Source organism: Mycobacterium sp. NGS40, assembly GCF_059812735.1.
Genome location: NZ_JCALDG010000014.1, coordinates 26,435 through 53,038, shown reverse-complemented (window position 1 = coordinate 53,038; position 26,604 = coordinate 26,435). Strand labels below are relative to the sequence as shown.

The 26,604-nt window shown below is 65.5% G+C and carries 26 protein-coding genes and 1 tRNA gene; 16 read left to right on the top strand and 11 right to left on the bottom strand.

Annotated features, from left to right (window positions below):
* Positions 1-33: 33 nt before the first annotated feature.
* Positions 34-2,316 carry an SDR family oxidoreductase gene (locus tag AC5Y5O_RS20980; RefSeq protein WP_500027199.1) on the top strand — a complete coding sequence of 761 codons (2,283 nt, stop codon included), beginning with the start codon at positions 34-36 and terminating at the stop codon, positions 2,314-2,316.
* Positions 2,317-2,336: 20 nt separating this feature from the next.
* Entirely contained in the window at positions 2,337-2,732 is a 396-nt protein-coding gene (locus AC5Y5O_RS20975; RefSeq protein ID WP_096285700.1) for a DUF4267 domain-containing protein, read from the top strand.
* Here AC5Y5O_RS20975 and AC5Y5O_RS20970 read toward each other — a convergent pair.
* The 3 genes from AC5Y5O_RS20970 to AC5Y5O_RS20960 form a co-directional block, all read right to left on the bottom strand.
* Positions 2,704-4,227, bottom strand: a complete 1,524-nt coding sequence (locus AC5Y5O_RS20970; protein ID WP_500027198.1) for a flavin-containing monooxygenase — start codon at positions 4,225-4,227, stop codon at positions 2,704-2,706. The genes AC5Y5O_RS20975 and AC5Y5O_RS20970 overlap by 29 nt on opposite strands.
* Before the next feature lie 109 nt (positions 4,228-4,336).
* Positions 4,337-5,737: a protein adenylyltransferase SelO gene (locus AC5Y5O_RS20965; protein ID WP_423790885.1), complete on the bottom strand. Its 1,401-nt coding sequence runs from the start codon at positions 5,735-5,737 to the stop codon at positions 4,337-4,339.
* A gap of 87 nt (positions 5,738-5,824) precedes the next feature.
* Positions 5,825-6,382: a hemerythrin domain-containing protein gene (locus tag AC5Y5O_RS20960; RefSeq protein ID WP_423790886.1), complete on the bottom strand. Its 558-nt coding sequence runs from the start codon at positions 6,380-6,382 to the stop codon at positions 5,825-5,827.
* A 299-nt stretch (positions 6,383-6,681) separates the two neighbouring features.
* On the opposite strand from AC5Y5O_RS20960, the gene AC5Y5O_RS20955 reads away from it, so the two are divergent.
* From AC5Y5O_RS20955 to AC5Y5O_RS20945, 3 genes are read left to right on the top strand one after another with little or no spacing between them, the layout of a single operon-like run.
* Complete coding sequence (locus tag AC5Y5O_RS20955) at positions 6,682-7,554, top strand: LLM class F420-dependent oxidoreductase (RefSeq protein ID WP_096285708.1); 873 nt, start codon at positions 6,682-6,684, stop codon at positions 7,552-7,554.
* A gap of 33 nt (positions 7,555-7,587) precedes the next feature.
* Positions 7,588-8,214 (top strand): GNAT family N-acetyltransferase, encoded by a 627-nt coding sequence (locus tag AC5Y5O_RS20950; RefSeq protein ID WP_096285710.1) that lies wholly within the window; start codon positions 7,588-7,590, stop codon positions 8,212-8,214.
* Between the two features lie 25 nt (positions 8,215-8,239).
* Positions 8,240-9,298: a hypothetical protein gene (locus tag AC5Y5O_RS20945; protein ID WP_096285712.1), complete on the top strand. Its 1,059-nt coding sequence runs from the start codon at positions 8,240-8,242 to the stop codon at positions 9,296-9,298.
* Positions 9,299-9,323: 25 nt separating this feature from the next.
* Here AC5Y5O_RS20945 and AC5Y5O_RS20940 read toward each other — a convergent pair whose 3' ends face one another.
* The 3 genes from AC5Y5O_RS20940 to crcB (AC5Y5O_RS20930) are packed head-to-tail and all read right to left on the bottom strand — an operon-like array spanning position 9,324 to position 11,181.
* Positions 9,324-10,421, bottom strand: a complete 1,098-nt coding sequence (locus tag AC5Y5O_RS20940; protein WP_500027197.1) for a DUF190 domain-containing protein — start codon at positions 10,419-10,421, stop codon at positions 9,324-9,326.
* On the bottom strand, positions 10,418-10,786 hold the full coding sequence (gene crcB / locus AC5Y5O_RS20935) for a fluoride efflux transporter CrcB (RefSeq protein ID WP_096285716.1): 369 nt from the start codon (positions 10,784-10,786) through the stop codon (positions 10,418-10,420). The genes AC5Y5O_RS20940 and crcB (AC5Y5O_RS20935) overlap by 4 nt, the downstream gene beginning before the upstream one ends.
* Positions 10,783-11,181 (bottom strand): fluoride efflux transporter CrcB, encoded by a 399-nt coding sequence (gene crcB, locus AC5Y5O_RS20930; protein ID WP_096285718.1) that lies wholly within the window; start codon positions 11,179-11,181, stop codon positions 10,783-10,785. The genes crcB (AC5Y5O_RS20935) and crcB (AC5Y5O_RS20930) overlap by 4 nt, the downstream gene beginning before the upstream one ends.
* An 80-nt stretch (positions 11,182-11,261) precedes the next feature.
* On the opposite strand from crcB (AC5Y5O_RS20930), the gene pgm reads away from it, so the two are divergent.
* The 7 genes from pgm (at position 11,262) to AC5Y5O_RS20895 (ending at position 17,903) form a co-directional block, all read left to right on the top strand.
* Positions 11,262-12,893, top strand: a complete 1,632-nt coding sequence (pgm, locus tag AC5Y5O_RS20925; protein WP_096285720.1) for a phosphoglucomutase (alpha-D-glucose-1,6-bisphosphate-dependent) — start codon at positions 11,262-11,264, stop codon at positions 12,891-12,893.
* Positions 12,894-12,985: 92 nt separating this feature from the next.
* Complete coding sequence (locus AC5Y5O_RS20920; protein ID WP_096285722.1) at positions 12,986-14,155, top strand: MFS transporter; 1,170 nt, start codon at positions 12,986-12,988, stop codon at positions 14,153-14,155.
* A gap of 56 nt (positions 14,156-14,211) precedes the next feature.
* Positions 14,212-14,287: transfer RNA gene (locus AC5Y5O_RS20915), tRNA-Ala, on the top strand.
* Positions 14,288-14,482: 195 nt separating this feature from the next.
* Complete coding sequence (locus AC5Y5O_RS20910; protein ID WP_500027191.1) at positions 14,483-15,733, top strand: MgtC/SapB family protein; 1,251 nt, start codon at positions 14,483-14,485, stop codon at positions 15,731-15,733.
* Positions 15,734-15,922: 189 nt separating this feature from the next.
* A complete protein-coding gene (locus AC5Y5O_RS20905) occupies positions 15,923-16,228 on the top strand; it encodes a hypothetical protein (RefSeq protein WP_207768479.1) in 306 nt (101 codons plus the stop codon).
* An 80-nt stretch (positions 16,229-16,308) separates the two neighbouring features.
* Entirely contained in the window at positions 16,309-16,764 is a 456-nt protein-coding gene (locus AC5Y5O_RS20900; protein WP_133160829.1) for a hypothetical protein, read from the top strand.
* Positions 16,765-17,012: 248 nt separating this feature from the next.
* A complete protein-coding gene (locus tag AC5Y5O_RS20895; protein WP_500027189.1) occupies positions 17,013-17,903 on the top strand; it encodes a DUF1295 domain-containing protein in 891 nt (296 codons plus the stop codon).
* Positions 17,904-17,909: 6 nt separating this feature from the next.
* Here the strand turns inward: AC5Y5O_RS20895 and AC5Y5O_RS20890 are convergent, their stop codons facing one another.
* From AC5Y5O_RS20890 to AC5Y5O_RS20880, 3 genes are all read right to left on the bottom strand, one after another.
* The gene (locus AC5Y5O_RS20890) at positions 17,910-18,770 is read right to left on the bottom strand and encodes a pyridoxamine 5'-phosphate oxidase family protein (RefSeq protein ID WP_500027187.1); all 861 of its coding nucleotides are present in this window, start codon (positions 18,768-18,770) and stop codon (positions 17,910-17,912) included.
* A gap of 47 nt (positions 18,771-18,817) precedes the next feature.
* Positions 18,818-19,510 (bottom strand): PAS and ANTAR domain-containing protein, encoded by a 693-nt coding sequence (locus tag AC5Y5O_RS20885; protein WP_096285743.1) that lies wholly within the window; start codon positions 19,508-19,510, stop codon positions 18,818-18,820.
* Between the two features lie 150 nt (positions 19,511-19,660).
* Positions 19,661-19,846 carry a hypothetical protein gene (locus AC5Y5O_RS20880; RefSeq protein ID WP_096285745.1) on the bottom strand — a complete coding sequence of 62 codons (186 nt, stop codon included), beginning with the start codon at positions 19,844-19,846 and terminating at the stop codon, positions 19,661-19,663.
* Positions 19,847-20,033: 187 nt separating this feature from the next.
* Here AC5Y5O_RS20880 and AC5Y5O_RS20875 point away from each other — a divergent pair, with 187 nt between their 5' ends.
* The 3 genes from AC5Y5O_RS20875 to AC5Y5O_RS20865 all read left to right on the top strand — a co-directional run bounded on the left by AC5Y5O_RS20875 (position 20,034) and on the right by AC5Y5O_RS20865 (position 22,095).
* Positions 20,034-20,912 (top strand): HpcH/HpaI aldolase/citrate lyase family protein, encoded by an 879-nt coding sequence (locus AC5Y5O_RS20875; protein WP_500027184.1) that lies wholly within the window; start codon positions 20,034-20,036, stop codon positions 20,910-20,912.
* Positions 20,909-21,715, top strand: a complete 807-nt coding sequence (locus AC5Y5O_RS20870; RefSeq protein WP_096285748.1) for an SDR family oxidoreductase — start codon at positions 20,909-20,911, stop codon at positions 21,713-21,715. Before AC5Y5O_RS20875 ends, AC5Y5O_RS20870 begins: the two co-directional genes overlap by 4 nt.
* A 173-nt stretch (positions 21,716-21,888) precedes the next feature.
* Entirely contained in the window at positions 21,889-22,095 is a 207-nt protein-coding gene (locus tag AC5Y5O_RS20865) for a long chain fatty acid-CoA synthetase Faa4p (protein ID WP_096290940.1), read from the top strand.
* A 46-nt stretch (positions 22,096-22,141) separates the two neighbouring features.
* Here the strand turns inward: AC5Y5O_RS20865 and AC5Y5O_RS20860 are convergent, their stop codons facing one another.
* Entirely contained in the window at positions 22,142-24,577 is a 2,436-nt protein-coding gene (locus AC5Y5O_RS20860) for a glycogen/starch/alpha-glucan phosphorylase (protein WP_500027334.1), read from the bottom strand.
* 423 nt (positions 24,578-25,000) lie between these two features.
* Here AC5Y5O_RS20860 and AC5Y5O_RS20855 point away from each other — a divergent pair, with 423 nt between their 5' ends.
* Complete coding sequence (locus AC5Y5O_RS20855) at positions 25,001-25,834, top strand: alpha/beta fold hydrolase (protein WP_500027182.1); 834 nt, start codon at positions 25,001-25,003, stop codon at positions 25,832-25,834.
* Here the strand turns inward: AC5Y5O_RS20855 and AC5Y5O_RS20850 are convergent.
* The gene (locus tag AC5Y5O_RS20850) at positions 25,831-26,541 is read right to left on the bottom strand and encodes a cysteine peptidase family C39 domain-containing protein (protein ID WP_500027180.1); all 711 of its coding nucleotides are present in this window, start codon (positions 26,539-26,541) and stop codon (positions 25,831-25,833) included. The two genes, AC5Y5O_RS20855 and AC5Y5O_RS20850, sit on opposite strands and share 4 nt — an antisense overlap.
* Positions 26,542-26,604: the final 63 nt, after the last annotated feature.

Here is a 26,604-nt window from a genome sequence, read left to right as displayed (position 1 = left end):
TCAGCGCGAAATTTCGCGCGAGGACGGGTGTCAATGCATTGGGCGATCACCGGCGCGACCGGGTTTCTCGGGATTCACATCCTGGGCGAACTCCTCCGCGGGGACGAAACCTTCACCCTGCTGACCCGGCCGCAGTCGGACCCCGTCAACCGCATCGCCAAGGCGCTCCCGCTGGCGGTCACCGATGGGCAGGTGTGGACCGAGGAGGAGCTGCGCGAACGGCTCACCGTCGTGCCGGTCGATCTCGTCGCACCCAAGTTGGGGCTGCCTGACGAGCGATTCCAGGAACTTGCCGACAGCGCGGATGCGATATTGCATTGTGCCGGCAGCATCGAGCTGGACGCCGACCTTGCCGAGCTTCGCCTGACCAACGTCGGTGGAACTACCCGGATCCTCGAACTCGCCGAGGCCGGATCTCGGGAGCCGGATCTGTTCCACGTGTCGACCGCCTTCGTGGCCGGGAAGCGTCGGTCGGGTCTGATCTACGAGACGGAGCTAAGTGACGTCCAGGGCTTCGAGAACAACTACGAGCAGTCCAAATTCGAGTCCGAGTCGCTGGTGCGGGACTGGGCGCAGCGCACCGGGCGCCGGGTGGTGGTGCTGCGACCGAGCGCCCTGATCGTCGATCGCCCACCACATCCGGACTTCCCGCTGCACCCGCTTTCCTTTCTGTCGACGTCCGCGGACAGCGGTATGCGTCTGTTCTCGGTCTCCGGGCGGCCGATGCGCACCAAGATGTCGATCAGGCTCCGAGGCGACCTCAACGGTCATCTGAACTACATGCCTGCCGACGAGGCCGCCGACGAGATGGTCCGCCTGCTGCGGCTGGCCCCCGAAGGCCTGAATACCTACCACGTCGTCCACCACCAGGACGTCGCGGTGCAGACGCTGGTGGATCTGTTCAATGCGCTCTCACCGATCCCGCTGACGTTGGTCGAGGGCCCGATCGAGGACCCCAATCTGCTGGAGCGGCGGCTGCGGTGGGCCAGCGGATTCTTTCCTTACCTCGCGCACAGCCGGACTTACGACACGACCGGTACGCGAGCGGTCATTGGCGAGCCACATCGCCGCACCATCGTCGACTTCGACTATCTCCTGGGCAGCGTGGGACGGTACAAGCGCTACCTCACCTTCAGGCCCGAGAAGCATGAACCCCGGGAGTCGGCGTCAACGATCGCACCCCTGGTCTCGGTCGAGGGACCATTCGACGTCAGTGCCCACAGTGCTGACGCGCCACGCCCGATACGAGGGCTGACATTCATCGTCACGGTAGGACGAAGCGGATCGACCGCGCTGTCGCGCATCCTCACCGCTCACCCAGATGTGCTCAGCCTCAACGAGTTCTACCTCTCGGTGCGGGCGTCCTCTGCGGCCGGCCAGATGCTGTCGGGCGAGCAGTTCTGGCGGATGCTGGCCGAACCTCACCCGATTTTCGACTCCATGGTCCGGGGTGGTTCGGCCATGCCGGAATTCATCTACCCGCGGCTGCGCGGAACCCGATTCGATGCGAGCACCACCGGGATCCCCGCGATTTCGATGATGACGCTGCCGCATCTGTCGTCGGACCCCGACGCAGTGTTCGATGCCCTTGCCGCAGAGGTTCCGACGTGGCCGGAGCAGACGTCGCGACTGCATTATGAGCGGCTGTTCGCTTGGCTTGCAAGGCATTTCGGTGGGACCGTGGTGGTGGAGCGCTCGGCCATGTCGTTGAGCAGTGTCCCGTGGCTGCGCGAGACGTTCCCGGACGCGAAGTTCGTGCACCTGTACCGCAACGGTCCGGATACGGCCGTCTCGATGAGTGAGCACACCGGATTTCGCTTGATGGCGCTGATTCAAGACGCGCTGGAGCTGCTCGATCTCGACCCGGAGCGACGGCACCCTGGGCTGCGGTTGGATCCCACGGCGATACCGATCGAGCTCGCGTCGCTGATCGGCGACACCTGCGAGGTGGACACCCTGATGGGGCAGAACCTGCCGATCACCCGCTTCGGCCGGATGTGGAGCGAGCTGATCGCCACCGGCGAATCCGAGCTCGCCGACCTGCCCGCAGACCGCTACCTTCCGTTGTCGTATGCGGACCTGGTCGCTGACACCCGCTCGTCGCTGGCGCGGCTGGCGAGTTTCCTCAGCGTCGAGGCGGACCCGAAGTGGCTGGAATTCGGGACCAGCGTGATCGACCCGAAGTTCACCGGCGCCTCCGCTCGATTGTCCGCCGACGACCTGCGGGCAGTCATCGAAAGCTGTGCTCCCGGCGCGGCCTGCCTTGCCAAGCACGCCGTGGGCGCCGGAGCGGATGGGGTTACCGCGGCCCGGTGAGGCAGGGATAGGCTGCGGCCATGCCGATCGACCGTGCCGCGCTCGTCGCGGGCAGTATCCGACTCGCCTCAGGTGTCCATTTTCTCGTCGATCCCCTCGGTGCCAACAAGCTCTGGGGCGACCCAGGGGAGCCGACCCCGACGGCGCGGCTGCTGCTGCGATCGATGGGCTACCGCGATGCGTTGATCGGCGGGCTGCTTTTGTCGGCGGCGTTGCGCGGCAAGAACACTCGCGGCTGGTTCCTGGCATCCGGTGGGGCCGACGCGGCAGATCTGCTGGGCGGACTCAGTGTCCACAACGAGCTCAAACGATCACAGCAGGTGATCGGCCTCGGCGGCGCCGCCATCGGAATAGGCGTCGGGTTGTGGGGCGCGGCGCGGCCCGGACCTAAACCGGTGCAGGCCCCCGCGGACTGAGCCCCGGCACCGGGCCAGCGGCTCGGACCCGCAACCAATTGCGCTGTTCGCGCTCGGTCATGTGGTTCGAAGTGATCGCACCGAAGCGGGCGGCATCGCGGGCGAACCGCTCGGCGGCGTCGGGCAAGGCGTCCGGCCCCTCGAGACGGAAACAACTCGGTGCCAGCGGACCGAACAGCAGCGCGCGACGCAGCCGTGGCCAGTTATTCAGGTCGGGCTCGACCCCGGCGGCTCGGGCGAAGGTGAGTGCCGCGAGGTCCATCCGGGTTTTCTGCGGCGTTCCGCGATTGGCGCGGTACGCATCGATCGCCGACCGTTGGGCGCCCGCACTGATTGGCGGGATCGTGCCTCCCCAGGTGTACGCGATCCACCGAGCCTGAAGTTCCAGCGGCACAAAGTATCCGCCCGACTGGTCCCACAGGCCCATGAACGCCAGGCCGGGAAGGTCGGGATGAAAGGTGTAGCGGTCAACATTCATGTGCACCGCATCGAGGTCGAGGATCGCCCGGATGTCCTCACTGAGGAACGGCAGGCGCAGTTGGTAGCCGGTGCCGAACACGATTGCGTCGAAATCCTCGGCGCGCTCGTCGGCGAAGGTCACGGTCGGGCCCGCGACGGATTTCATCCACGGGCGCACGGAGATTCGGCCCTCGGCCACCAGAGGAAGGTAGTGCTGACTCAGCGTCACACCGGCCACGGACAACGAGGGATCAGGCGCGGGTGCTCCGTACTGATCCGGGCTGCCCGCGGCGCCGACGACGATCTCCTTGAGGAATTCGTCGACGTCGGCCGTGGTCAGGGCCTCGGTCGCCAAGGCGCCGTAGCGGGTGTAGAGCCGGTTGTCGGACGGGACGCCGGCGGCGAACTTCGGCACGATGTAGCGTTGCCGCCGCTGAGTTACGACGACGCGCGCCGCGCCGAGTTCGGCGACTTCGGAGGCGATTTCCAGGGCGCTGATCGCGCAGCCCGCGACGAGAACTCGCTTGCCGTGATACGCCAACCCGCCGCGGTAGTGATACGTGGAGATGGCTCCCGCCGAGCCGGAGAAGGTCTCGAGTCCTGGCACGGCGGGGACGGCGGCGGCATGAAACCGCCCGCTGGCCACCACAATTCGGTCAAAGTGTTCATTGGCGCCAGCATGGGTCACGACCCAGTCGACTCCATTCCTGCTGACCAGTCCGACCCGGGTGCCCAGGCGGATACGCGGGGTGAGCCCGAACGTGTCGGCGTAGCGGTGCAAGTAGTCGAGAACTTCCCGATTGGACAGGTAGACGTGGTCCGTCGTGTGTTCGAGGTCGCTGAAGGCCGTGAGGGTGCGGCTGCTGTTGGTGTGCATGCTCGGCCAGACGCCACTATGGCCGTCCAGGCCGGTCCATTGCCCGCCCAACATCGGAGCTTGCTCGAAGATCGTCGGTTCAAATCCCTGCTGTAACAGCCAACGGGCGGCGACCAGTCCGCTCGGCCCGGCGCCGATCACCGCAACGTCGTTCGTCATCGGAGAAACTGTCGCACGACTTCGGCCCACCCGGGACCTGATCCGATCACATGCGAGACGCTTCGTCTTTGGACGGGCCGCGGGACGAGATCGTCGAGCTAGCGTAAAGCTAAGTACCGCAGAAGGTTCGGTAGCTGCCGAAATCCTCGGGGGCCGGGCTCGTGTAGCGCTCGAGGCCCGGCCGTTCGTCGTATGGGGCGGCCACGACGTTCAGCAGCTGGCGAACCGGGTCGAGGTTGCCCTCCGTCGCGGCGGCCAGGGCTTCCTCGACCAGATGATTACGCGGAATGTAGATCGGGTTGGCGCGATCCATTGATTCGGCGTCGGGGCCCAACCGGCGCCAGCGCGCCATCCATTCATCGAAGCCGGCGAGGTCGATGAAGAGGCCGCGCGCGGGTTCGGCATCCCCTCGGGCTGCCCGGCCCAGTTGGCGGAAAAACGAGGTGTAGTCGACTCGGCTTTCCCTGAGCAGGCGCAGCAACTCGTCGACCAATGACGCCAGCGTCGCTGCCTCCGTGTCCGCGGGCAGGCCGAGTTTGGCACGCATGCCCGACGACCACGTGGCGTCGTATTCGGTCTGAAATACCCCGAATGCCTTCTCGGCGAACGCAATTCCCTCGTCGAGGTTGTCGGCGAGCAAGGGCAACAGAGCCTCGGCGAACCGGGCCAGATTCCACCCGACAATGGCGGGCTGGTTGCCGTACGCGTAGCGGCCCCAGTGGTCGATCGAACTGAAGACCGTGTCGGGGTCGTAGGCCTCCATGAACGCGCACGGACCGTAGTCGATCGTCTCGCCGGAGATGGTGGTGTTGTCGGTGTTCATCACCCCATGGACGAATCCGATCAGCATCCACCGCGCGACCAGGCAGGCCTGGACACCGACCACCGCTTCGAACAGCTCGCGGTAAGGATGTTCGGCGTCGGCCGCCGCGGGATAGTGGCGTGCGATCGCATGGTCGGCGAGGCGTCGCAGCAAGTCGGCGTCGCGGGTCAGGGCCGCGTATTGGAAGCTGCCGACGCGGAGGTGACTACTGGCGACCCGAACGAGCACGGCGCCCGGCAGCAGTGTCTCGCGCTGTACCGGTCGCCCGGTGGCGACCACGGCAAGGGAGCGCGTCGTCGGCACACCCAGCGCATGCATCGCTTCGCTGATCACGTACTCGCGCAGCATGGGGCCCACCGCCGCGAGGCCGTCGCCGCCGCGCGCGAACGGCGTCGGGCCGGAGCCTTTGAGGTGGACGTCGCGAATCCGTCCCAGCTCGTCGGACAGCTCTCCCAGCAGCAACGCGCGTCCGTCGCCCAGCCGCGGCTGCAGGCCACCGAATTGGTGCCCGGCGTAGGCCTGCGCCACCGGGACCGCGCCGGGCGGTACCAGGTTGCCAACGAGAAATCGCAGGCCGTCGGGGCCGGCCAGCCAAGACGCATCGAGGCCTAGCCCGGTCGCCAGCGACTCGTTGAGAACGAGCAGCCGCGGGTCCGGGGAGGTCTCGGACTGCCAGCGCACACCCATCTCGGGCAGTTCGCGGGCGAAGCGGTCTTGCAGGGGGACGCGGATCTCCGATGCAACACTCACGTCGTCCAGCCTACGAGCATTGGGTTAGCCGATGACTTGGCGCAGCGCATCGCGAGCACGGTCGAGCATCGATGCGAACGGCCCGAGCGCGAAATTCAACTTCGCCGATTCCACACCGGGATGGGGGTGCGTCGGGGCGATCGCCTGGGCCGCCTTAACCGCTGTGGTCATGCGCTTGAGATCGTCTGCGTCCAGAACCTTTTCCAGAAACGGGAATTCGTTGTTCTCCTCGTTTGCCGCATGATCGAGAACGGCCTCTCGCAACTTGGTGAGTTCGTCGATGAACTTTTGCGAGGTGATGTCCAGCTTTTCGATTTGCGATAGCAGCTCTTTGGCTTGGTGCTCCTCTTCGAGTCGAGCATCGACGACTGCGTCGCCGGCATCGGCCTCGCGCCGGACCCGAGGATGTACCACCATTTCCTCGGCGGTCTCATGGACGGCCAGCAATTGACGCAAAGCGGCGAACGGCTTCTCCCGGGCTTGGGGGTCCGATGCGAACAGCACCTCGTCGAACATGTCCTCGATCAGGTTGTGCTGCGCTTTGAGAAATGCGATCACTTCATCGGGGGATTCGATGATCATCTCGGTCACGGGTACCTCCGGAATCAGGGCGGTATAAAACTGTCGGCGCCGGGCTGGGCGCCGTCGGTTAACGCGTACCCGGGTGAGGCCTAAATAAACGCCCGTGTGCTGATCAGCACCCCTTTTCGCGCTACCGGGCCGAACTGACCGATAACTCCGCGCTCGACGAGCTGCGCGAGCTGACCAGGAGCCCGGCCGTGACGCTGGTTACCGCGGGGCGCGAGCTGAATGGTCGCCACGCGCAGGCCTAGGCGAAGTTGCTCAACGGCCGCTGAATCCCGGCGTGAGACCATCGTGCGATGCAGCTCGGATTGCACGCGCTGGGAATCGGGGCCGGCGCTGACCGCGCGGTGATCGATGCGGTGGCGTCCAGCGCGGACGAATGCGGTTTCGCCACGCTCTGGGCGGGCGAGCACGTCGTCATGGTGGACCGATCCGCCTCGACCTACCCCTACTCGGACGACGGTGTCATTGCCGTTCCGGCACAAGCGGATTGGCTCGACCCGATGATCGCGCTGGCGTTCGCCGCGGCGGCATCGTCGCGGATCAACATCGCGACGGGCGTCTTACTGCTGCCCGAGCACAATCCGGTGGTAGTGGCCAAGCAGGCCGCGAGCCTGGATCGGTTGAGCGGCGGGCGGTTGACCCTCGGAGTGGGGATCGGGTGGTCCAAAGAAGAATTCGCCGCTCTTGGAGTGCCTTTCGAGCATCGCGCGGCGCGCACGGCGGAATACGTTGCCGCGATGCGCACCGTGTGGCGCGACGACGTGGCCTCGTTCGGCGGGAAGTTCGTCGGTTTCGACTCGATCCGGGTCAATCCCAAACCGGTTCGTGGTTGTCGCATCCCAATCATGTTGGGAGGCAACAGCGATCCGGCACTACAGCGGATCGCAAGCTGGGGCGACGGCTGGTACGGGTTCAACCTCGACGACGTGGCGGCGGTGCGCGAGTGCATCGGCAAGCTGAGTCGACTGTGCGGCCAGGCCGGTCGCGACCGTGCCGAACTGCGGCTGGCGGTGGCGCTGCGCAGTCCGCGCGAGAGTGACGTCGAAGCGTTAGCCGAATTGGGCGTCGACGAACTGGTCGTGGTGGCTACCCCGCCCGAGCGCGCGGACGCGGCGGCCGCCTGGGTTGCCGCGCTCGCCGACCGATGGCTCAGAAGTTGCAGTTAGCCTGCGGCGACGGGGGTAGGCTGCGCGGAAGACATGTCAGACTTTGAAGTGCTTCTGCCCCGGCAATTGACCGATATCAGCGCCGAGGTTCGCAATGTCGCACCGCCGCCGATGCCGCAATTGCCCGAGCCGTACGGTTTGCGTCTCGTCGATCCGGATGCGGATGCCGAGATGATCTCCGAGTGGATGAACCGACCGCATCTGGCCGAATCGTGGGAGTATCCCTGGCCGGCGGAGCGCTGGCGCCGCTATCTGCGTGCGCAACTCGAGAGCGGCTTCTCTCGCCCGCTGCTGGCCAGCCTGGAGGGGGTAGACCGCGGGTACCTGGAACTGTATAGGGCAGCAAAGGATTCCATCGCGGCCAGATATGACTACGATCCCCACGATTTGGGCCTGCACGTCGCGGTGGCCGATTTGGACTACATCAGTCAGGGACACGTCAGCTACTTGCTGCCGCACTTGGTGGTCAGCATCTTCAGCCTTGAACCGCAATGCCGCCGAATCATGTTCGATCCCGACCACCGCAACGTCTTGGCGCGCAAGTTCTGTGAGCGGGGTGGCTGCGCTTTTCTCGGCGAGCACGACATGTCCAACCGGCGGATGGCGCTGTACGTTTTGCCCCGCACGCCCGACGACGTGCCCCGGGCCCGCGAGAGCTGAGCTGTCTCTGCGAAAGTGAGTAGCCATGTGGGCTCGGCTTGTGGTGGCGCCGTGGTGGGTGCTGTGGTTGGTAAATGCGGCAACGTTCGCGATCACGCTGTCGGTGATTGTTGGGCTGGGGCTGCCCGGCTTTGGGGCCTCCGGCTGGGCCTGGCCGCTGCTGTGGGTGCTGGTGTTCAGCCTGATCGTGACCGCGCTGCTGACGGGCGCCCGGCGTCCGATTCAGCAAAGCTACGCGCGGACCGTGGCCGGCCTGGACTTGGCGCAGCGATCGCAAGCTGTCAAGGCGCTGCGCTGTGGTGAGGTTCCGTCGGACCCGGCCGTGTTGGCGGCCGCCATCCGCATCGGTGACCTTTCGATGGCGTACCAGCGCCGAGTGCCGGTATGGCAGCGCAGGATGTCATGGGTCGTCCCCGTCCTGTGGGCGGTTGCCGCGGTGCTGGAATTCATCGGCAACGACTTGCGGGCCGGGCTGACCTGGAGCGGGTTGGCGTTACTGGTGGCGACTCGAATGGCCTGGGCGATGCACAAAGTGCGCGAGTTGCCCGGACGTCTGCAGCTACTGCGCTCGGCGGCCGATTCCAGCCCGCAAGCGCTCTCGGTGCTGGCCGAGGCGCACGACTGCGCAGCGCCGCCGCCGAATCGGCGGTTTCGGCTAGCCCTTGTCGTCGTTGTCGTGATCGCGGTGGCCGGAGCAGTTTTCGCGGCGTATCGGCAGGGACAGCCCAGCCGGGACTGCCGCACCGCCGACGCGGTGGTGGGGTTCATCCACGAGCACCCCGACATGCTCGATGCCTCATTGATCACGCCCGGCGGCCCCGGCCTGGATAAATACCAGGACTGGTCGGATCGGCTCGTCGCGTACTCGCAGCAGGTGTCAGCGCCGGATCTCGCACCGCACCTGCACCGCATCGCCAAGATTTCCACCGATGCGGTGGGGGTGGTGACCGACGCGCGACGTGACTCGTTCGCGACCCAGTCCACCGACGAAATGCTTGCTCGTCGAGATGCTTACCACGGCCTCGTCAGCCAGCTGATCGATGAGGACAAGGCCCTCATTCCGCCGTGTCATCCGCGCCGTTAGCGGCTGTCCCGCAACCGTTTTGGCGTCAGTAGTCGTGCTGGGCCAACGAGATGTCGCCCAGGCGCTGCGTCTCGTCGAGTGACAGCACCGCCGGAACCATTTCGCTGGTGACCAACCCGTGGCGGCCGGTCAGCTCGTCGACGATGTCGAAGCTGCGCGCGATCGATTCCGGCGTGTCGACGACGATGGTCGTGACCGGAACCCGTCGCGCAACCTGAAATAGTCTGTCCCCGTGCGGTTTATGGTCTCCGTGAAACCCCCACATGCCACGCAGCACGGTGGCACCGCGCGCCGTTCCCGAACTCATCAGGCGATGCACGAGGGCACGATGGATCGGCAGCGCGTCGTGCCGGGTGGCTTCGGCGGTGTACACCATCAACTTTTGCCACAGGGTGCGTCCCTGGTCGTCGGTCATCGGCAGCTGCTGGGGGCGGACGAACATCTCACCGTCGCGTTTGCACAAGCGCACCCGTTCGACCGTCAGCAGGGGTTCAGCCAGCACGTCGGCCAATTCCGTTGCGGCAGCACAAACCTGCTCGGTCGACCCGATGCCGATGATCATCATCGGGACATTGGCGTTGCGGCCGACGAATCGCGCCCGCCGGCGTTGTCCGTCGACGGTGCCATCGACCCCGAGAAGCGCTATGGCACCGGCAAATCCGTGCCGATACATCCGTTCGCAGACCGCGTAATATGCCGCCTTCCCGGCGACGCGCTCTTGCCGGCCGACATACACCGTCAGTTTTGCGGCATCGCCGTTGTGCGCGTCGAAGTCGCCGAGCGCGTCGGTACCCCGTTGCCGGGTGACCAGTCGCGCCCGCTCCAGCGTCAGCAGCCCACGTCCCGTCAGCGCGGCGACTTCGTCGACCAGGGAGCGGATCTTCGGCTCCACGTCGACCGCGGCGACCGCGACAGCGGGATCTTCGGACAAACTCAACGACACGTCGCTGCGCAGCTCATGGCTCGGCCCGAAACTGGCGATGCCGCGCAGCATCACGCTGGTCGCAACATCGTTGGCGCCGAACAAGTCGAACATCGCGTCGGCCAGGAAGCGTCTGGCGTCGCCAACGGCGCGCTGGCGTTCGCCGAAGTATGCGGTCAACTTGAGGCAGGGCTGGTTCATAGCTGCTCCGCCAACCATTGTCCGAGTAACGCCGCCGCGATGCCGAGTACGACGCTGACCACGATGTTGGCAATCGCCGCCCACGTCCGGCGCTCTTCGCCGAGCCGCTGAGTCTCCAGCATCCAGGTGGAAAAGGTGGTGTAGGCGCCGACGAACGCGGTGCCCGTCAGCAACGCCGCATCCTTGCTCAACGCCAGGCCGCCGAGGAATCCGAGCAGCGCGGCGCCGCTGATGTTCACCGCCAGCGTGCCGACCGGAAAAGGCCGGCCCACCCGGCGGGTGACCGTGCGGTCCACCAGGAAACGAGACACCGAACCGATGCCGCCGATCAAAGCGACCCCGGCCCAGACCAAGAACGTCGTCATGAGCGCACCCGCACCCGGCGCACCAACGCGGTCGCCAGGTGTGCGGCCAGCAACCCGAGCACGATGCTGGATACGGTGTAGGCCAGTGCCAGCAGCCAGTGGCCGTGTTGGAGCATCTTCAGCGTCTCGACCTGCATGGTCGAAAAAGTCGTTAAACCGCCGCACAATCCGGTGCCGAGCAGCGGTCGTCGATAACTCGACAGCGGCAACCGTTCCAGCAGGCGCGTGGTGAAGTAGCCGACCAGGAAGGCGCCCACGATGTTGACGACGAACGTCGGCCATGGCCACGTCGCCGGGTCCGGTTGGGCGAGCGTGCTCAGGGCCGCGCGGGCGACCGAGCCCACCGCTCCGCCGGCAAAAACCGCGCCCAACTCGCGATAGTCAGGTCGTGCCACCGGTTGGTTCCCTTTCGTTTGCCAATGCGCTACGCAGCGTAGAGCGACGTGCGCGTCCGACACGGGCACAATCTGTAGACATGGCCAACCCGCGAGCCGGTCAACCGGCCCAGCCCGAAGACCTCGTCGATCTATCCCATTTAGTCACCGCGTACTACACCATCCAACCCGACCCCGACGACGTCGCGCAGCAGGTGGCCTTCGGCACATCCGGTCATCGCGGCTCGGCTTTGGGGGGCGCGTTCAACGAAGCCCACATCTTGGCGATCACCCAGGCGATCGTCGAATACCGGGCCGCGCACGGCACCACCGGCCCGTTGTTCATCGGCCGCGACACCCACGGCCTCTCCGAGCCGGCGTGGGTGTCGGCGCTCGAGGTGCTGGCCGCCAACGACGTGGTCGCCATGATCGACTCGGCCGACCGCTACACGCCGACTCCGGCGGTCAGCCACGCGATTCTGCGCTACAACCGCGGCCGCACCGATGCGCTGGCCGACGGAATCGTTGTGACGCCGTCGCACAACCCGCCCTACGATGGCGGTTTCAAGTACAACCCGCCCAACGGCGGCCCGGCGGACACCGATGCGACGAACGCAATTGCCAAGCGTGCCAACGAAATTCTGCGTGAGGGCGGCTCGGGGGTGAATCGGGTGCCGCTGGCGCGCGCGCTGCAGACCGCCCAGCGCCACGACTATATGGACGCCTATGTCGCCGACTTGCCGAACGTGGTCGATCTCGACGCGATCCGCAAGGCCGGGGTGCGGATCGGCGCCGACCCGCTGGGCGGGGCAAGCGTGGACTACTGGGCCGCCATCGCCGAACGGCACAACCTCGACCTGACCGTGGTCAATCCGCTCGTCGACGCGACGTGGCGGTTCATGACGCTCGACCACGACGGCAAGATCCGGATGGACTGCAGCTCGCCGAATGCGATGGCCTCACTGATCGCCAACCGGGACCGCTACCAGATCGCCACCGGCAATGACGCCGACTCGGACCGCCACGGCATCGTCACGCCCGACGCCGGGCTGATGAACCCGAATCACTATCTGGCCGCGGCCATCGAGTACCTCTACACCCATCGGCCGTCCTGGCCGGCGGGCATCGCGGTCGGCAAGACCGCGGTCAGTTCGTCGATCATCGACCGGGTGGTCGCCGGTATCGAGCGCAAACTCGTCGAAGTGCCGGTCGGATTCAAGTGGTTTGTCGACGGATTGATCGGCGGCACCATCGGTTTCGGCGGTGAGGAGTCGGCCGGAGCGTCGTTTCTGCGGCGCGACGGGTCGGTGTGGACCACCGACAAGGACGGCCTCACCTTGGCACTGTTGGCTTCCGAGATTCTGGCCGTCACCGGATCCACGCCGTCGCAGCGGTATCAGGCGCTGGCCGACAAGTACGGCACGCCCTTCTACGCCCGGGTCGACGAACCGGCCAACCGCGAGCAGAAGGCGCGGCTGGCCAAGCTGTCGGCTGACGAGGTGACCGCGACGGAGTTGGCGGGGGAGCCGATCACCGCGAAGCTGACCGCGGCCCCCGGAAATGGCGCCGCGCTGGGGGGACTGAAGGTGACGACGGCCAATGCGTGGTTTGCTGCGCGCCCTTCGGGTACCGAAGACGTGTACAAGATCTATGCCGAATCCTTCAACGGCCCCGAGCATTTGGCCGAGGTGCAGGAAACTGCGCGCGAGGTGGTTAATAAAGTCATTGGGTGACCTTCACCCTCTGTCGTGCCCGCGCAACGGGGCGCGGGTCCCGTTCGGCTCGCCTGCCGCGCGAGGTTTGGATTCTGAGCTGGGCGAACATCATGATCGCGCTGGGCTATGGCGTCGTCTCACCGGCCTTGCCGACCTTTGCACGTACCTTTGGGGTGAGCATCAAGGCGGTGACATTCTTGGTCACCGCCTTTTCGTTGGCCCGATTGTGTTTCGCACCGGTAAGCGGGTTACTGGCGCAGCGGTTGGGTGAGCGGCGCATCTATATCGGTGGTTTGCTGATCGTGGCGTTGTCCACAGCCGCATGTGCCTTTTCCCAGACGTACTGGCAACTGTTGCTTTTCCGCGTTCTCAGTGGCGTCGGGTCGACGATGTTCTACGTCTCGGCGCTGGGGCTGATGATCCACATCAGCCCGGCCGACGCACGCGGGCGGATCGCGGGTCTGTTCACCACCTCATTCATGATCGGCGCCGTCGGCGGACCCGCGGTCGGCGGCCTGGCGGCGGGCTGGGGGCTGACCGCTCCGTTTGTCGTCTACGGCGTCGCACTGCTGGGTGTGGCCGTGGTGCTGTTCTACAGCCTGCGCAATTCGGTGCTGGCCGCGCCGCCGCCCCCCACGCGTTCGACGGTGACGATGCGGCAGGCGCTCCGGGTGCGCGCGTACCGGTCGGCGCTGCTGTCCAATTTCGCGACGGGCTGGTCCGCGTTCGGGCTGCGCATCGCGCTGGTCCCGTTGTTCATCTCCGACGTGATGCACCGCAGCGTCGGCGTCATCGGCGCCGTGCTCGCGGCGTTCGCCGGCGGTAATGCCCTGGCGGTGGTCCCCAGCGGCTACCTGTCCGACCGGATGGGCCGGCGCATGTTGTTGATCGTCGGCCTGGCGGCATCCGGCGCCGCGACGGTCTGGCTGGCCTTCGTGTCGTCGTTGCCGATGTTTCTGGTCGTAGCGGGCGTGTCCGGTGCGACGACGGGCATCTTCATGTCGCCGCTACAGGCCGCGGTCGCCGACATCCTGGGCAGCGAGGCCCGCGCGGGTCTTCCAGTGGCAGCGATTCAGATGGTGACGGATCTGGGCGCCATCGTCGGGTCCATGGCGGTCGGTTGGGTGGCCGAGCAGCTGAACTTCGGCTGGGGCTTCACCATCAGCGGCATCGCGCTGCTGATCGCGGCCATCGGCTGGGTGGTGTCGCCCGAAACGCGGCCGGCGTTGGATCCCGATGCTGACCTCGCAGCGTCTGAGGTGGACGTCGAGCCGGTCTGATCAGCGGTTTTGAAGGACCGTTGCCAGTGGTGTAGCTTCGATTGGCACAACTTCTCGGGGCTATGGCGCAGTTGGTAGCGCACCACACTGGCAGTGTGGGGGTCAGGGGTTCGAATCCCCTTAGCTCCACCAATGGAAATCGCTCCGATCCTCGGTCGGCGGCGGGTTTCTTCGTTCGCGGGGTCGGGCTGCGACGTTTCCCTGTCGTTGCACGCCGACTCGAGCTGTACAAGCCGTTGATTTCGCCCGTCTGGATGTTCAGTTCGCGGGCGTCCGGTGTCAATTATTCTGGGCCGCGACGCACTGGTCTGCTGAACGGGAGTCCTTGTGAGCTGGCAGCAAATCCAGCCGTTCCTGGTGGCGCTGGCCATAGGGTTGCTGCTCGGTTTGGAGCGCGAGCGCAGCCACAGCCGCAGGCTCCCTGCTGGGACACGCTCGTTCGCGCTCCTGTCGTTGGTCGGAGCCATCACCGCCAGCTTCAGCGAGTGGGCAGTGCTGGCCGGCCTCGTGGTCGTCGGGGCGCTGATGACGCTCGCCTACTTTCGCAGCAGCGAAAGAGATCCCGGAACCACCACAGCGATCGCCGCACTTGCGGCTTACCTGCTCGGCGCGCTCGCCTACACCCGCCCGGCGGTAGCCGTGGCCATCGCCGTGGTCGTCGCGGGCCTGCTCGTGTCGAAGACCCGCATCCACCGCTTTGCCCGCGAGATCGTCAGCGACGTCGAGGTAGAGGACGCCATCAAGTTCTTCGTGGTGGCGCTGGTGATCCTGCCGCTGCTCCCGGATCAGCAGCTCGGGCCATATGGCGTACTGAACCCGGCGAAGGTGTGGCTCCTGGTGGTACTGCTCACGGGCATCGGCTGGGTCGGCTACATCGGTGTTCGGGCCCTCGGGCCCGAACGGGGCGTGCTCGTCACCGGTTTGGCGGGCGGGTTCGTCTCGGCGACGGCGACGACGGCGTCGATGGGCCGGCTCAGCCGGACGGCGACCAGCATGCGTGCCCCGCTCGCCAGTGCAGTGCTCGCGAGCCTCGCGACCTTTGTGCAGCTGCTCATCGTGATCGCGCTCGTCGACATCGAAGTGCTGCGCCGCCTGTGGCCGCCCGTGGTCGCTGGAGCGGTCGTGCTGGTGGGCGCCGCCGCCTTCGTCTACCGGGGTGGCACGCACCGGCAGAATGCTGCGGAGGGCAAGGAAGCCGAGGCGACGAAGGCGAGCCGACCGTTCGCGTTGCGGCCCGCGCTCGTTCTGGCCGCGGTGCTGACCTTTGCCCTGCTCGTCGGTCGTTGGGGCGCTGACATGCTGGGCCCGAAAGGGGTTGTGCTTGCGACATTCGCTGCGAGCCTCGCCGATGCCCACGCCGGCGCGGTCGCAGCCGCCAGCCTCGCCGCCAAGGGCGACATTACCGTCGACACCGCGCTGGTCGCGGTGGCTGCGGCATTGGGTTCCAACCTGCTGGTTAAGACGGTGTTGGCCTTCACCGCCGGCGGGCGTCGCTTCGGGCTCGGTTTTCTTGCCGCCATGGCCGTGCCGACCGTGGTGTTCGGTGTCGCCTTGACCGCGGCCGTGGCCGTGGTGTGAGCCGCCGCAATCTCCGAGGCGGCTATCAAAAGACCTGTCCAGTAAGGACTTGCGACCCTGTCGCTGGTCCTTCTCCCAGAGCACGCTCAGGTGAGTGTCACCGGTGCGGTACCACCCGGATCCACTGAGCCGCATAGCAATCGCATCGGTTGTGATCGAGGTGCTCTAGGTAGTGGAAGGAATGACAACATGAAGCGCGAAGTCTGCAAATTCTTCTCCGGAGCATTTGCCGCGCTGGCCTATGCTCACGCCGCGTATGCCGTTGCGACCGATCAGGGCATCGTCGATGAGCCGATCTTCCTCGACAGACGATGGGGTATCAAGTTCATGTGGACCGAGGCCGCTATTTACTCGGTGCTCGGTCTGGTGCTCGGGTATTTCGGCTGGATCTCCAAACCTCAAGAGCCACTAGAGAAGTCGTCTCTGATTGCGACAAACGGGCAAAGCGCGCACGTTGTGGGCTCGGGTGACGGGTCGCAGCTCGTAGGCCGCTGAGTTAGGTCGAATGCCCGGGTGCACCCACACAATCCCTTGCCTAGCCCAAAAAGACGACCCGACTACAGGCAGGTTCACTCATGGCCAGGCACAAGTATCACCGGCTGCGGGGTGGCGCAGCTTTAGCTGCCGCGGCTCTTCTCGCTGTCGGAACATCTGCCACGGCCAGCGCCGTCTATCCCGGCGTCCCAGAATGGTATTCACAAGCCAAAGAGCACTTCGACAATACAAGGAACTATATGCAGGCGGTGATCGATGCGATCGCCGCCAATGACATCAACGTTCTCCGGTCGGCATGTTCAGTGGCCCACGACGAACTGAGCGGCAACCTGCAGTCCCACCTGCCTACGCCGGACCCGGCCCTGACTACCGCGTTGCAATCGGAGATCGATGATGTGCACAGTGCGATGCACATTTGCATGTCACTCGGTCCGAACAGCACGCTGGCCGATCTAGAGCGAGCCGATTCGTTTATGCAGCAGGCGAATCTTCACATGAGAACCGTCGACGCCATTCTGGCCACCGACCTGAGTTGATGCCCCCGCGGCGAATTTACGGTCGGCCGCACCTCTTCGACGCCGTCACGGTGTTCGTGCCCAGTACGGGTCGTGACATGACTCTCTACCGTTGGGCGACTTCCTTATTGAGCTGTCAATGCGTTCGGCCCGAATCCCGAGCCAACGGCCGCAACCGGGTAAAGGGGCACCCGAGCGGCCCGTGCCTCGGCACGGCCGGATCACGCGCCGGAAGTCGTCGGCCGAGTCCCGCTAGCTACGCTGCGACCATGACGACGGTCAGTAAGGCGCGGTCCCTGGGGCTAGTCACGGTGGCGTACCTCGTCGCCCTCGCGGTGGCCGCGGTCTGGCTGACCTGGGGGCCGGACACCGGGCAGCTCTGGCTCGATACGTTGATCGCCGACGTGCTGGCTACCTTCGTTGTTTTCGCATTCAGCCGTGCCTACCGGAATTCGAGCTTCTACGACGCCTACTGGAGCGTCGTTCCGCCACTGTTGTTGTTCTATTGGTGGAGCCGCGTCTCGCCCGCGGTCGACCAGCTGCGGTGCTCGTTGTTGTCCGTTGTCGTGGTGCTGTGGGCGGTGCGGCTGACCGCGAACTGGGTCTATGCGTTTCCGGGCCTGCACCACGAGGACTGGCGGTATCCGATGTTCAAGCAGCGGGCCGGCCGCTGGGAATTTCTCGCCGATCTGTCGGCGATCCACCTGATTCCGACGCTGCAGGTGTTTTTGGGCATGGTCCCGGCATACGTCGCGGTGACCCGGCCCGGCCCCGGGTGGGTGTGGCTCAGCTGGGTTGGTTTCGTCGTCGGCGTGGCCGCCGTCGCGCTGGAGCTCATCGCCGATGTGCAGATGCATCGGTTCGTCGCGCGGCGACAGGTTGGTGCGGCGATGGACCGAGGCCTCTGGAGCTGGTCGCGGCACCCGAACTATTTCGGCGAGTTCAGTTTCTGGGTGGCGGTCGCGTTATTCGGTATCGCGGCGGCGCCCGCGGACTGGTGGTGGTTGATCCTGGGAGCGGTCGCGATGCTGGCGATGTTCCTGGGCGCGAGCATTCCGATGATGGAAGAGCGCAGCCTGCAACGCCGCCCGTCCTATCAGGACGTCATCGACCGGGTGCCCCGATTCCTGCCCCGCCCGCCCCGAAAAGCGAAGACTTAAACGGGATTACGCGGTCGGCGAGGACGCCACAACCGAGCCGACCGTGAATGCGACGCGCCGTCCCACGCCGCCGTCGTCACCCTCGGCGCCGGGGCGGGTCCATTCCACCTGGGCGGTACCGGACAGCTGCAGGCTGGCGCCGGTGGCGACGTCGACGAACAACAGTGCGGCCTCGTCGTCGACCGCCAGGTTGCCGAAGCTGTTGAACATGTTGTTGCCGGGGTAATCCGGCCACCACAGCCGCTCGGCGCTCTCGACCCGTACAAATCCCGGTGGACCTCCGCGATGCGAGGCATCACTGCCCCGGGTGGAATGCGTGGTACCGAGGAAGAATGTGTCCGAGGCTTCGATGATCGCCCGTTGGGTGGCGTTCAAAGACGTTGTTTGGCTTGGGTTTTCGGGAGAGTCGGTAACCGCGGCGACGTTGACGTTGTGCCGGTGGATGTATTGGGGGCAGTTGCCGTACGCCTGGTCGACGTGCACGGTCATGCTCACATCGTCACTCTCGGTGAGGCTGCCGTTGATGCGCATTCTGCGCCGGGCGGCGAAGTCGATGGCGATCAATCCGATCTGTTGGCCGATCGGCATCCGGTGCAGGGGATCACCCTCGCGCGGAACAGCCGAAACTCGCAAGGTGTCTTCGCCGCCGCGCAGGAACCCTGGCTGTCCCGACAACGGGGAGACCCACAGCACGCCCCGGCGGTCACGTCCGGTGATCGCGGCAAAACGCTGAGTTGTCAGGAATTGCGCCGCGCCGCTGGATAAGCCGTGCGCACCAAGCATGCTTTCCAGGCGTTTTGCGACGATCTCGACGCCGGCTCGGCGTTGGGTGGCCACCTCGCCCTCATGAAAACCCGTTTCTGTCACGCGCTGAGCAACGCGGCCGGCGCATTAGAACTTCCCGGTGTTCGGCCCTAATCGGCGCGACGCTGCGCGGTCATGAGCGCATGGTCGAAAATACTTCGATCGACCATCGCGCTTGCCGCTGCCGACCGCAAAGTGACACCGATTTGTTCGGCCAGGACGCGCAATTTGACATTGTTTTTCTGGGACAGCCAACTGAGTAAATTGAAGGCCGCCTTCTCATCGAGGTCGTAGACGAGCATCAGCATGCCTTTGACGTGCTCGATTGGCGCACGTTTGTCCGCTATCTCACCCAACCGCGCCGTGATGGTGGCCTCGCGTGAATGATGGGCGGGGGTGACGTCGAGGTAGAAGCCGTGGGTGCCGATCGCTTCACCGCGGCTGTCCAAGAACTGATCCCCGATGACGACCACCCAGCGCACCACGCCGCCGGTGTCGACGATCCGGTGTCGGCTGCACAACGCCCCACGGGTGTGCGTGATTGCGTCGATAGCCGCGGCGACTCGATCGCGGTCTTCGGGATGCTTGTGCGAAAGCACCAGCTCGGTCGTCGGCGTAACGGCTCCCGGCTCATACCCGTGCAACCGTTGCACTTGCTCAGACCACTCCCAGCGGCGGTCATCGAAGTAGAAGCGGAACCAGCCCACGCCCTGCGGAGAAAGCGTGGCGAGCTCAGCGGCGTCACCGGGGTCATCCGCATTCCGGGGTGCCGCCAGGTCGTCGGCACGCTGCAGTCGACTCATAATTCGGCATTCGGAGCCGTGCGACCCACGGATGGGTGATCCAGATCACGCTCTCGGGGGCTGGGCCCGCTGTCCCGGCCAAGGCCGGGTGACAAGCCGGAGGGATCGAGCCAAGGGGCCCGAAACCCGTTCTCCGGGTTCTGTATCGACTCAGTGCCTACGGGGCCGATGGCTGGTCACCGCGTCGTGGATCAACAATCCCACCAACGCCGCCACGCACAGTGGGACGTACAGCCTGAAGTTGGTTGAGGCTTGCTCGTAAAGCGCGATGTAGGCGATCGTTACGAGCGCCACCATCGTAAGCAAGATGCCGCGATTGACTTTGTCAGTGCTCATGCTTCGACCTATCTTTTCGGTCGGCACTACGCCGCGAGTACCAGCATAAACCCGTCAACGCGGATTCTCACTGCCCTATTTCGCGCGTCGCGAAAATGGCGCGAATGGTGCGACGAATTCGTCGATTTCACAATGCGGGCCGCCACCACGAACCGGGCCGGCTACGCCGGAGCTCTACGCTGACCCCATGGCAACGACGCCGCGCCCGCGCCGATCAGCTCTCTATCTCCCCGGCAACAAAGATCGCGCACTCGAAAAGGGGAAATCGCTTCCGGCCGACGTGCTGATCTTCGACCTCGAGGATGCCGTCGGCCCCGACGCCAAGGTCGGCTCCAGGGCGAAGGTGTGCGACGCGGTCTCCTCAGACGGCTATCGACCTCGCGAGGTCGTGGTGCGTATCAACGGGGTGGGCACCGATTGGCACGACGACGATCTCGCCGCCGTGGCCGGTTCGGCGGCCGATGGGGTGCTCGTGCCGAAGGTAGAGACGGGAAAAGACGTCCAAACGCTGGCGGATGCTCTCGATGCTCTCGATGCACCGCAGTCGATGCAGTTGTGGGCCATGATCGAAACGCCGCGAGCCATCCTGCGCGCGGAGGAGATCGCGTCGGCCAGCGATCGGCTGACCGTGCTGGTCGTCGGCACCAACGACCTGGTCAACGACCTGCATGGTCTGCATGTACCTGGACGGGCACCGGTGGTACCCGCGTTGGCGCTTGCGGTGCTGGGTGCGCGAGCGGCGGGTAAGGCGATCTTGGACGGCGTCTTCAACACCATCGACGACGAAGCGGGTTTCCGGGCCGAGGCACAGCAGGGCCGCGAGATGGGTTTCGACGGCAAGACCCTGATACATCCATCCCAGGTTGCCCCCGCCAACGAATTGTTCGGTCCGTCGGACAAAGAGCTGACCGATGCCCGCGAGATCGTCTCCGCGTATGAGCAGGCGCAGGCCGCGGGGAACAGCGTTATCACCGTGAATGGCCGCATGATCGAAAGCCTGCATGTGCGTGACGCGCAGCGGATCCTCGCCCTGGCCGACCTCATCTCCGAGCTGGAATCCCAATGACGTTCCGCCCGAGCCCATTTCGGGCGGACCTGCTGCAGGGCAGGGTGGCGCTGGTAACCGGTGGGGCCACCGGATTGGGTTTGGAGATCGCCCGGGTATTGGGCAGCCATGGCGCTCGCGTGGCCATCTGCAGCCGAAAGGAACCCAATCTTCAGTCCGCGGTTAGGACGTTGCGGGAAGAGGGGATTGAGGCCGTTTACGGCGTATGCGATGTCCGTAGCAGCGAGGAGGTCGCGGTCGTCGTCGAGGACGTGCTGGCCGCCTTCGGTCGACTTGACATTGTCATCAACAACGCCGCCGGGAATTTCCCGGTCCCGATCAGCGAGCTGAGCGCGGGCGGATTCAAAGCGGTGGTCGACATCGATCTACTGGGCACTTTCAACGTATCCAAAGCCGCGTACGACCTTTGGCTGCGCGAGCACGGTGGCGCCGTCGTGAACATCAGCGCGGCGATCCAGTACCGGGGCATGGCGCTGCAGGCGCACGTAGTGTCGGCCAAGGCCGGCGTTGACGCGTTCAGCCGCGCATGTGCGATCGAATGGGGGCCCGATGGGGTTCGGGTCAATGTCGTTGCCCCCGGAGCGATGTCGGGGACCGAGGGCGTCCGAAGAATCGCCGGCGACGATCAGCACCGGGCCACTCAGAACCCGCTGCGTCGCCCCGGCTCGACCACCGAGGTCGCCGAGACGGTGATGTTCCTGGTCAGCGACGCCGCGTCCTATGTGACGGGGGCGGTGCTGGTCGTCGACGGCGGTGGCTGGCTGACCGCCAGCGGTGTACCTGATCTGCCGGGCTATGGCTGATTAACGGTCACACAACGTTGCGGTCACGGGTGAGGTCCCAGCCGGTGCTGCCGATTAGGTGTTTCGCGCGGTTTCGCATTATTCTTGCCCGCGGCCCATTGTCGACTCAGGAAAAGCAGATGCTTATTCAGCCCACCCTGCGACGCGCGCAATCGCCGCGCAGCGCTGCGCGTGTGACCTTCCCAAAGGTCGGTCAGTGCTTCGACATCGAGATCACTCGCGACAGCGACGGATGGATAGTCCGGGTCCCCGAGATCGCCGCCGTCGCGCGCGCTAGCCGCCGCGCCGCGGTCGACTCGGTGGCGCGCGAATGCATCGCCGCGCGTACCGGCATCCCGGTCGGTTACATCATCGTCTACGTCTCGAAAGAGACCCGCTAGCGCCGCAATCTGCGTTGCGACGCCAGCGGTCGATCTCCCTGGCGACTTAGATCTTCACCGTCAGCGGCCAGACCTTCCAGATGTCGTCGCAGTACTCGGCGATGGCGCGATCCGACGAGAACTTGCCGCTGCGTGCGGTATTCAGGATCGACATCTTGGTCCACGACTCCCCATCCAGCCACGCGGCACTCACCCGGCTCTGGCACTCCACATAAGAGGCGTAGTCGGCGCACACCAGGAACGGGTCGTCGTAACGCAGGTTGTCCACCAGCGGCTTGAACACCTCGGTGTCGCCGTGCGAGAACGTGCCGTCGGCAATCAGATTCAGCACCGCGGCCAGCTCGTCATTGCTGTCGATGTAATCCGACGGGCGGTAACCGCTCGCCTTGAGCGCCTCGACCTCTTCGACGGTCAGGCCGAACAGGAAGAAGTTCTCCGCTCCGGCCTCTTCACGAATCTCGACGTTGGCTCCGTCGAGCGTGCCGACCGTCAGGGCCCCGTTGATCATGAACTTCATGTTGCCGGTTCCTGACGCTTCCTTGCCCGCAGTGGAAATCTGCTCGGACACGTTGGCGGCCGGGTAGATCAGGTGCGCGTTCTGCACGTTGAAGTTCGGGATGAAGGCGACCTTCAGGTACTTGTTGACCACCGGGTCGTTGTTGATCGTCTCCCCGACGGCATTGATCAACTTGATGATCCGCTTGGCCAAGAAGTAGCCCGGCGCTGCCTTACCGCCAAAGATGAAGGCGCGCGGCGGAATCGACAGCTCCGGGTTTTGCTTGAGCCGGTAGTACAGCGCGATGATGTGCAAAACGTTGAGGTGCTGGCGCTTGTACTCGTGAATCCGCTTGACCTGGATGTCGAAGATCCACTGGGGGTTCAGTTCGACACCGGTCGTGTCGTGGATGAAGTTGGCCAGTCGCGCTTTGTTGGTGCGTTTGATGTCGCGCCACTGCTCGCGGAAGGACGAGTCGTCGATGAACGGCTCCAGCCCACGCAGCTTGCCCAGGTCCTTCAGCCAGCCGTCCCCGATGGTGCGGTCCAGCAGCTCGCGCAGACCGGGGTTGGACAGCGCGAGGAACCGCCGCGGCGTCACGCCATTCGTCTTGTTGCTGAACCGTTCTGGCCACATCTCGTAGAAGTCTTTGAGCACACTCTCTTTCAGCAGCTCCGAGTGCAGCGCGGCGACACCGTTGATGGCGTGGCTGCCGACGGTGGCCAGGTGTGCCATCCGTACGAACTTGGCGCCGTCCTCGCCGATGAGCGACATCCGGCGCACCCGCTCCGCGTCGCCGAGGAACCGGGTACGCACCTCGTTGAGGAAGCGTCGGTTGATCTCGTAGATGATCTCCAGATGGCGGGGCAGCGAGCTGCCAAAGAGGTCCAGCGGCCAGGTCTCGAGTGCCTCCGGCAGCAGCGTGTGGTTGGTGTAGGCGAACGTCGCGACGGTGATGTCCCACGCCTCTTCCCACTCCAGGTGCCGCTCGTCGATCAGCAGCCGCATCAGCTCGGCGACCCCGATGGACGGGTGAGTGTCGTTGAGCTGCAACGCGAATCGCTGGGGCAGCTCACGCACACCCGCGTCGGCCAGATCGTCCATGATGTGCAGCACGTGCTGCAGCGAGCAGGACACGAAGAAGTGCTGCTGTAGCAGACGAAGGCGCTTGCCAGCCTCCGGCTCGTCGTTGGGGTAGAGCACCTTGGTGACGGTCTCCGAGGTCACCTCGTCCTCGACCGCCTTGTAGTAATCGCCGGTGTTGAAGGCGTCCAGGGCGAACGACTTGACCGCCCTCGCGCTCCACAACGTCAGCACGTTGCAGGTGTTGACGCCGTAGCCCTGGATGGGTGTGTCGAAGGCGGTGCCCTTCAGCAGCAACCCTTGCACCCACCGGGAACGCTCGCGCCCGGCGTCGTCGGTGTAGCGCTCGACGTGGCCGCCCCACTTGACGAAGTAGTTGACGTCGGGCTTGGGGATCTCCCACGGGTTGCCGCGGTCCAGCCAGTTATCGGTCTGCTCGACCTGCCAGCCGTCGTGGATCTCCTGATCGAAAATGCCGAATTCGTAACGGATTCCGTAACCGATCGCCGGACGTTCGAGGGTGGCCAGCGAGTCCAGGTAGCAGGCCGCGAGCCGGCCCAGGCCACCGTTGCCCAACCCCGGTTCTTCCTCGCAGGCCAGCACCTCGTCAAGCCGCTGTCCCATCGCGGCCAGCGCGGACTTCGCCGCACCCTCCAGGCCCAGGTTCAGCAGGTTGTTGCCCAGCTGCGGGCCCATCAGGAATTCCGCCGACAGGTAGCAGGTCACCTTGCGTCCGAGGTCGAGCGAGGTCTGCGTCGAGGCGACCCGGCGGTCCTGCATGCGGTCGCGCACGGCCAGCGCCAGCGCCCGGTAGTAGTGCTCCGGCCGCAGGGCCGCGGCCGGGCGGCCGATCGAGTAGCGCAGGTGATCGGTGATCGCGCGCTGCAGCGCGGGCGCGCCCATCCCAGTGCGAGAGTGCTCGGCCAGGTCGGCGGGCCGGGAAGGGGCGGCAGACAATCCGTCGGAGGGGGTCTGGTCGAGATCGGTCATAGTGATTCCTACTCCCTAGAGGTGGTGGCAGTATCGCACCGATCTGCCCAGCTTCGCGCAGTTCGTCAGTCTGGCAGCGGTGTTTGCACACCAGGCGCGAAATTGACGACCGTCACGTGAACGCAACCTCACGCACTGGCGACGAAACGGCGTTGACGGGGCAGCCGCCCGGACGCTGCCTGAGTCGGCGAGGATGACGACCGCGCGTCCAGCTCCAAAGACTCTTTGGCGCCGGTGAGGTCCTCCAGGTTTTCTGCACTTGCGCCGTCCGTAACGGAGCGCCGTCCGTCTCGATGTGCGGGGTCGGGTAGCGCCGGATTCGAATACGTTGTGGCCATGTGGAATGTCGACGGGCGCAAGGTGTTCGGAGTGGCCGCTGGCAGCGGAGAGCCGGTGCTGCTGCTGCACGGCTACCCGCAGAGCTCGTCCTGCTGGCGCCACCAGATCGCGGCGCTATCCAGCAGCCATCACGTTGTGGCGCCGGACTGGCCGGGCTTCGGCCGGTCCGATCCGCCGGCGACCGCACCCACCTATGACAACGAAGTGGAGCGGATCGAGCGGTTCGTGCAGCAGTTGGGGTGGCAGCGATTCAACCTGTGCGCCCATGACTACGGCGGCTTCATCGGACTCGGCTACGCCATTCGCCACCCCGAACGGGTGCTGCGACTGGGTCTGTTGAACACCCGCGCGCATCGCGTCTTCCGTCCGTGGTTCTACCGCTTCTCGCAGAGTCAACACTGGATCGCCGTCCACCCCTTACTATCCGCGGGCGCGCGACATCTGCCGCTGGCCGCGATCCACCATCGGGCGCTGGCCCGCTATCGCGAAATCGGCTGCTTTGACACCGCGCTGGAAGCCGAGTACCTGGGCTGGATGAACACTGCGCAAGGCAGGCGCACGTTTTGGGAATTCTTCGCGCACTATCGGGTGCCCGCGGTCCCATGGCTCGCCGACGGCCTCGGAACCATTGACTGCCCCGTCTCCGTCGTCTGGGGCGACCGCGATCCGTATGTCCCGTTGCGCACCGCACGCGAGCTGGCCGAGCAGATCCCGAACGCCGAATTGATCCGCCTGCGGGGTGCCGACCATTACGTCATGGAGGAGCGCCCCGTCGAGGTGACCGATGCCCTGACTCGGCTGCTGAGCACGCCGGTATCCAGTCGCACCTAGCCGGTGACCGTCATCTGTTCGTCGCTGCCATCCCAGGAGCGGATGAAGACGTCGATCGGCACCTGCTCGTCGGCGCCCTGCTCGCTGCCGCTGTCGTTGAGGTGCACGATGCCTGCCGCGGTGTCGACACCGGTGACGACCACGGCGTGGTTGGCCAGCGGTTGCCCGTGCGAGTCTTTGTCCTCGACGGGGTCGCCCCAGATGACTTCGGCGTTGACCCCGGCAATAACCTTGCGGCCCTTGACCAGGTCCTGCTCGAGGGCCACCATGCCCGTCGGAACGTGGGTCGATGCGGCGCTTGACTTGTCGGTGCTCACGGCGCGGATTCCGTAGTGCGCTAGCAACGCCGGCTCATCGTCGAACGAGGTGCCCTCGCCGCTCTTGCGTCTCTTCGGCTTGTTGTAGATCGGCCCGGGGTGCACGCTGCTGGGCGTTGTTTGAGCCAGCGTGACGATCTCATGCTCGGACGGCTGGGTGCCGGTCTGTTCCCCGACCACGTCGGCGACCGCCATCTCGACGCAGTCGTCGTCGTATTGCTGATAACGCCAGAATGGGGCGGCCGCGACGGGGTCGCCGTAAAGCGTGCCGGCACCACTGGGTGGATTGCCGGGGGCGGCCTGGGCTGTGCCCACCGTCGACCCGAGTGCGATCGCGCCGGTCAGCACCGCAATGGCAACGGCGCGGGCCACGGTCGCAATCCTGATCATGAGAACAGGTTCTCTTCGGAGCCTCTACGAATTCTTGGAGTCCTGATCGGCATGCCGGGTGCG

What these genes read in the sequence shown, in the direction of transcription:
- AC5Y5O_RS20980 (WP_500027199.1), top strand. Translation starts at nt 34, where the DNA reads ATGCATTGGGCGATCACCGGCGCGACCGGGTTTCTCGGGATTCACATC.
- AC5Y5O_RS20975 (WP_096285700.1), top strand. Translation starts at nt 2,337, where the DNA reads ATGCCGATCGACCGTGCCGCGCTCGTCGCGGGCAGTATCCGACTCGCC.
- AC5Y5O_RS20970 (WP_500027198.1), bottom strand. Translation starts at nt 4,227, where the DNA reads ATGACGAACGACGTTGCGGTGATCGGCGCCGGGCCGAGCGGACTGGTC.
- AC5Y5O_RS20965 (WP_423790885.1), bottom strand. Translation starts at nt 5,737, where the DNA reads ATGGGTGTGCGCTGGCAGTCCGAGACCTCCCCGGACCCGCGGCTGCTC.
- AC5Y5O_RS20960 (WP_423790886.1), bottom strand. Translation starts at nt 6,382, where the DNA reads ATGATCATCGAATCCCCCGATGAAGTGATCGCATTTCTCAAAGCGCAG.
- AC5Y5O_RS20955 (WP_096285708.1), top strand. Translation starts at nt 6,682, where the DNA reads ATGCAGCTCGGATTGCACGCGCTGGGAATCGGGGCCGGCGCTGACCGC.
- AC5Y5O_RS20950 (WP_096285710.1), top strand. Translation starts at nt 7,588, where the DNA reads ATGTCAGACTTTGAAGTGCTTCTGCCCCGGCAATTGACCGATATCAGC.
- AC5Y5O_RS20945 (WP_096285712.1), top strand. Translation starts at nt 8,240, where the DNA reads ATGTGGGCTCGGCTTGTGGTGGCGCCGTGGTGGGTGCTGTGGTTGGTA.
- AC5Y5O_RS20940 (WP_500027197.1), bottom strand. Translation starts at nt 10,421, where the DNA reads ATGAACCAGCCCTGCCTCAAGTTGACCGCATACTTCGGCGAACGCCAG.
- crcB (WP_096285716.1), bottom strand. Translation starts at nt 10,786, where the DNA reads ATGACGACGTTCTTGGTCTGGGCCGGGGTCGCTTTGATCGGCGGCATC.
- pgm (WP_096285720.1), top strand. Translation starts at nt 11,262, where the DNA reads ATGGCCAACCCGCGAGCCGGTCAACCGGCCCAGCCCGAAGACCTCGTC.
- AC5Y5O_RS20920 (WP_096285722.1), top strand. Translation starts at nt 12,986, where the DNA reads ATGATCGCGCTGGGCTATGGCGTCGTCTCACCGGCCTTGCCGACCTTT.
- AC5Y5O_RS20905 (WP_207768479.1), top strand. Translation starts at nt 15,923, where the DNA reads ATGAAGCGCGAAGTCTGCAAATTCTTCTCCGGAGCATTTGCCGCGCTG.
- AC5Y5O_RS20900 (WP_133160829.1), top strand. Translation starts at nt 16,309, where the DNA reads ATGGCCAGGCACAAGTATCACCGGCTGCGGGGTGGCGCAGCTTTAGCT.
- AC5Y5O_RS20895 (WP_500027189.1), top strand. Translation starts at nt 17,013, where the DNA reads ATGACGACGGTCAGTAAGGCGCGGTCCCTGGGGCTAGTCACGGTGGCG.
- AC5Y5O_RS20885 (WP_096285743.1), bottom strand. Translation starts at nt 19,510, where the DNA reads ATGAGTCGACTGCAGCGTGCCGACGACCTGGCGGCACCCCGGAATGCG.
- AC5Y5O_RS20880 (WP_096285745.1), bottom strand. Translation starts at nt 19,846, where the DNA reads ATGAGCACTGACAAAGTCAATCGCGGCATCTTGCTTACGATGGTGGCG.
- AC5Y5O_RS20875 (WP_500027184.1), top strand. Translation starts at nt 20,034, where the DNA reads ATGGCAACGACGCCGCGCCCGCGCCGATCAGCTCTCTATCTCCCCGGC.
- AC5Y5O_RS20870 (WP_096285748.1), top strand. Translation starts at nt 20,909, where the DNA reads ATGACGTTCCGCCCGAGCCCATTTCGGGCGGACCTGCTGCAGGGCAGG.
- AC5Y5O_RS20860 (WP_500027334.1), bottom strand. Translation starts at nt 24,577, where the DNA reads ATGGGCGCGCCCGCGCTGCAGCGCGCGATCACCGATCACCTGCGCTAC.
- AC5Y5O_RS20855 (WP_500027182.1), top strand. Translation starts at nt 25,001, where the DNA reads ATGTGGAATGTCGACGGGCGCAAGGTGTTCGGAGTGGCCGCTGGCAGC.
- AC5Y5O_RS20850 (WP_500027180.1), bottom strand. Translation starts at nt 26,541, where the DNA reads ATGATCAGGATTGCGACCGTGGCCCGCGCCGTTGCCATTGCGGTGCTG.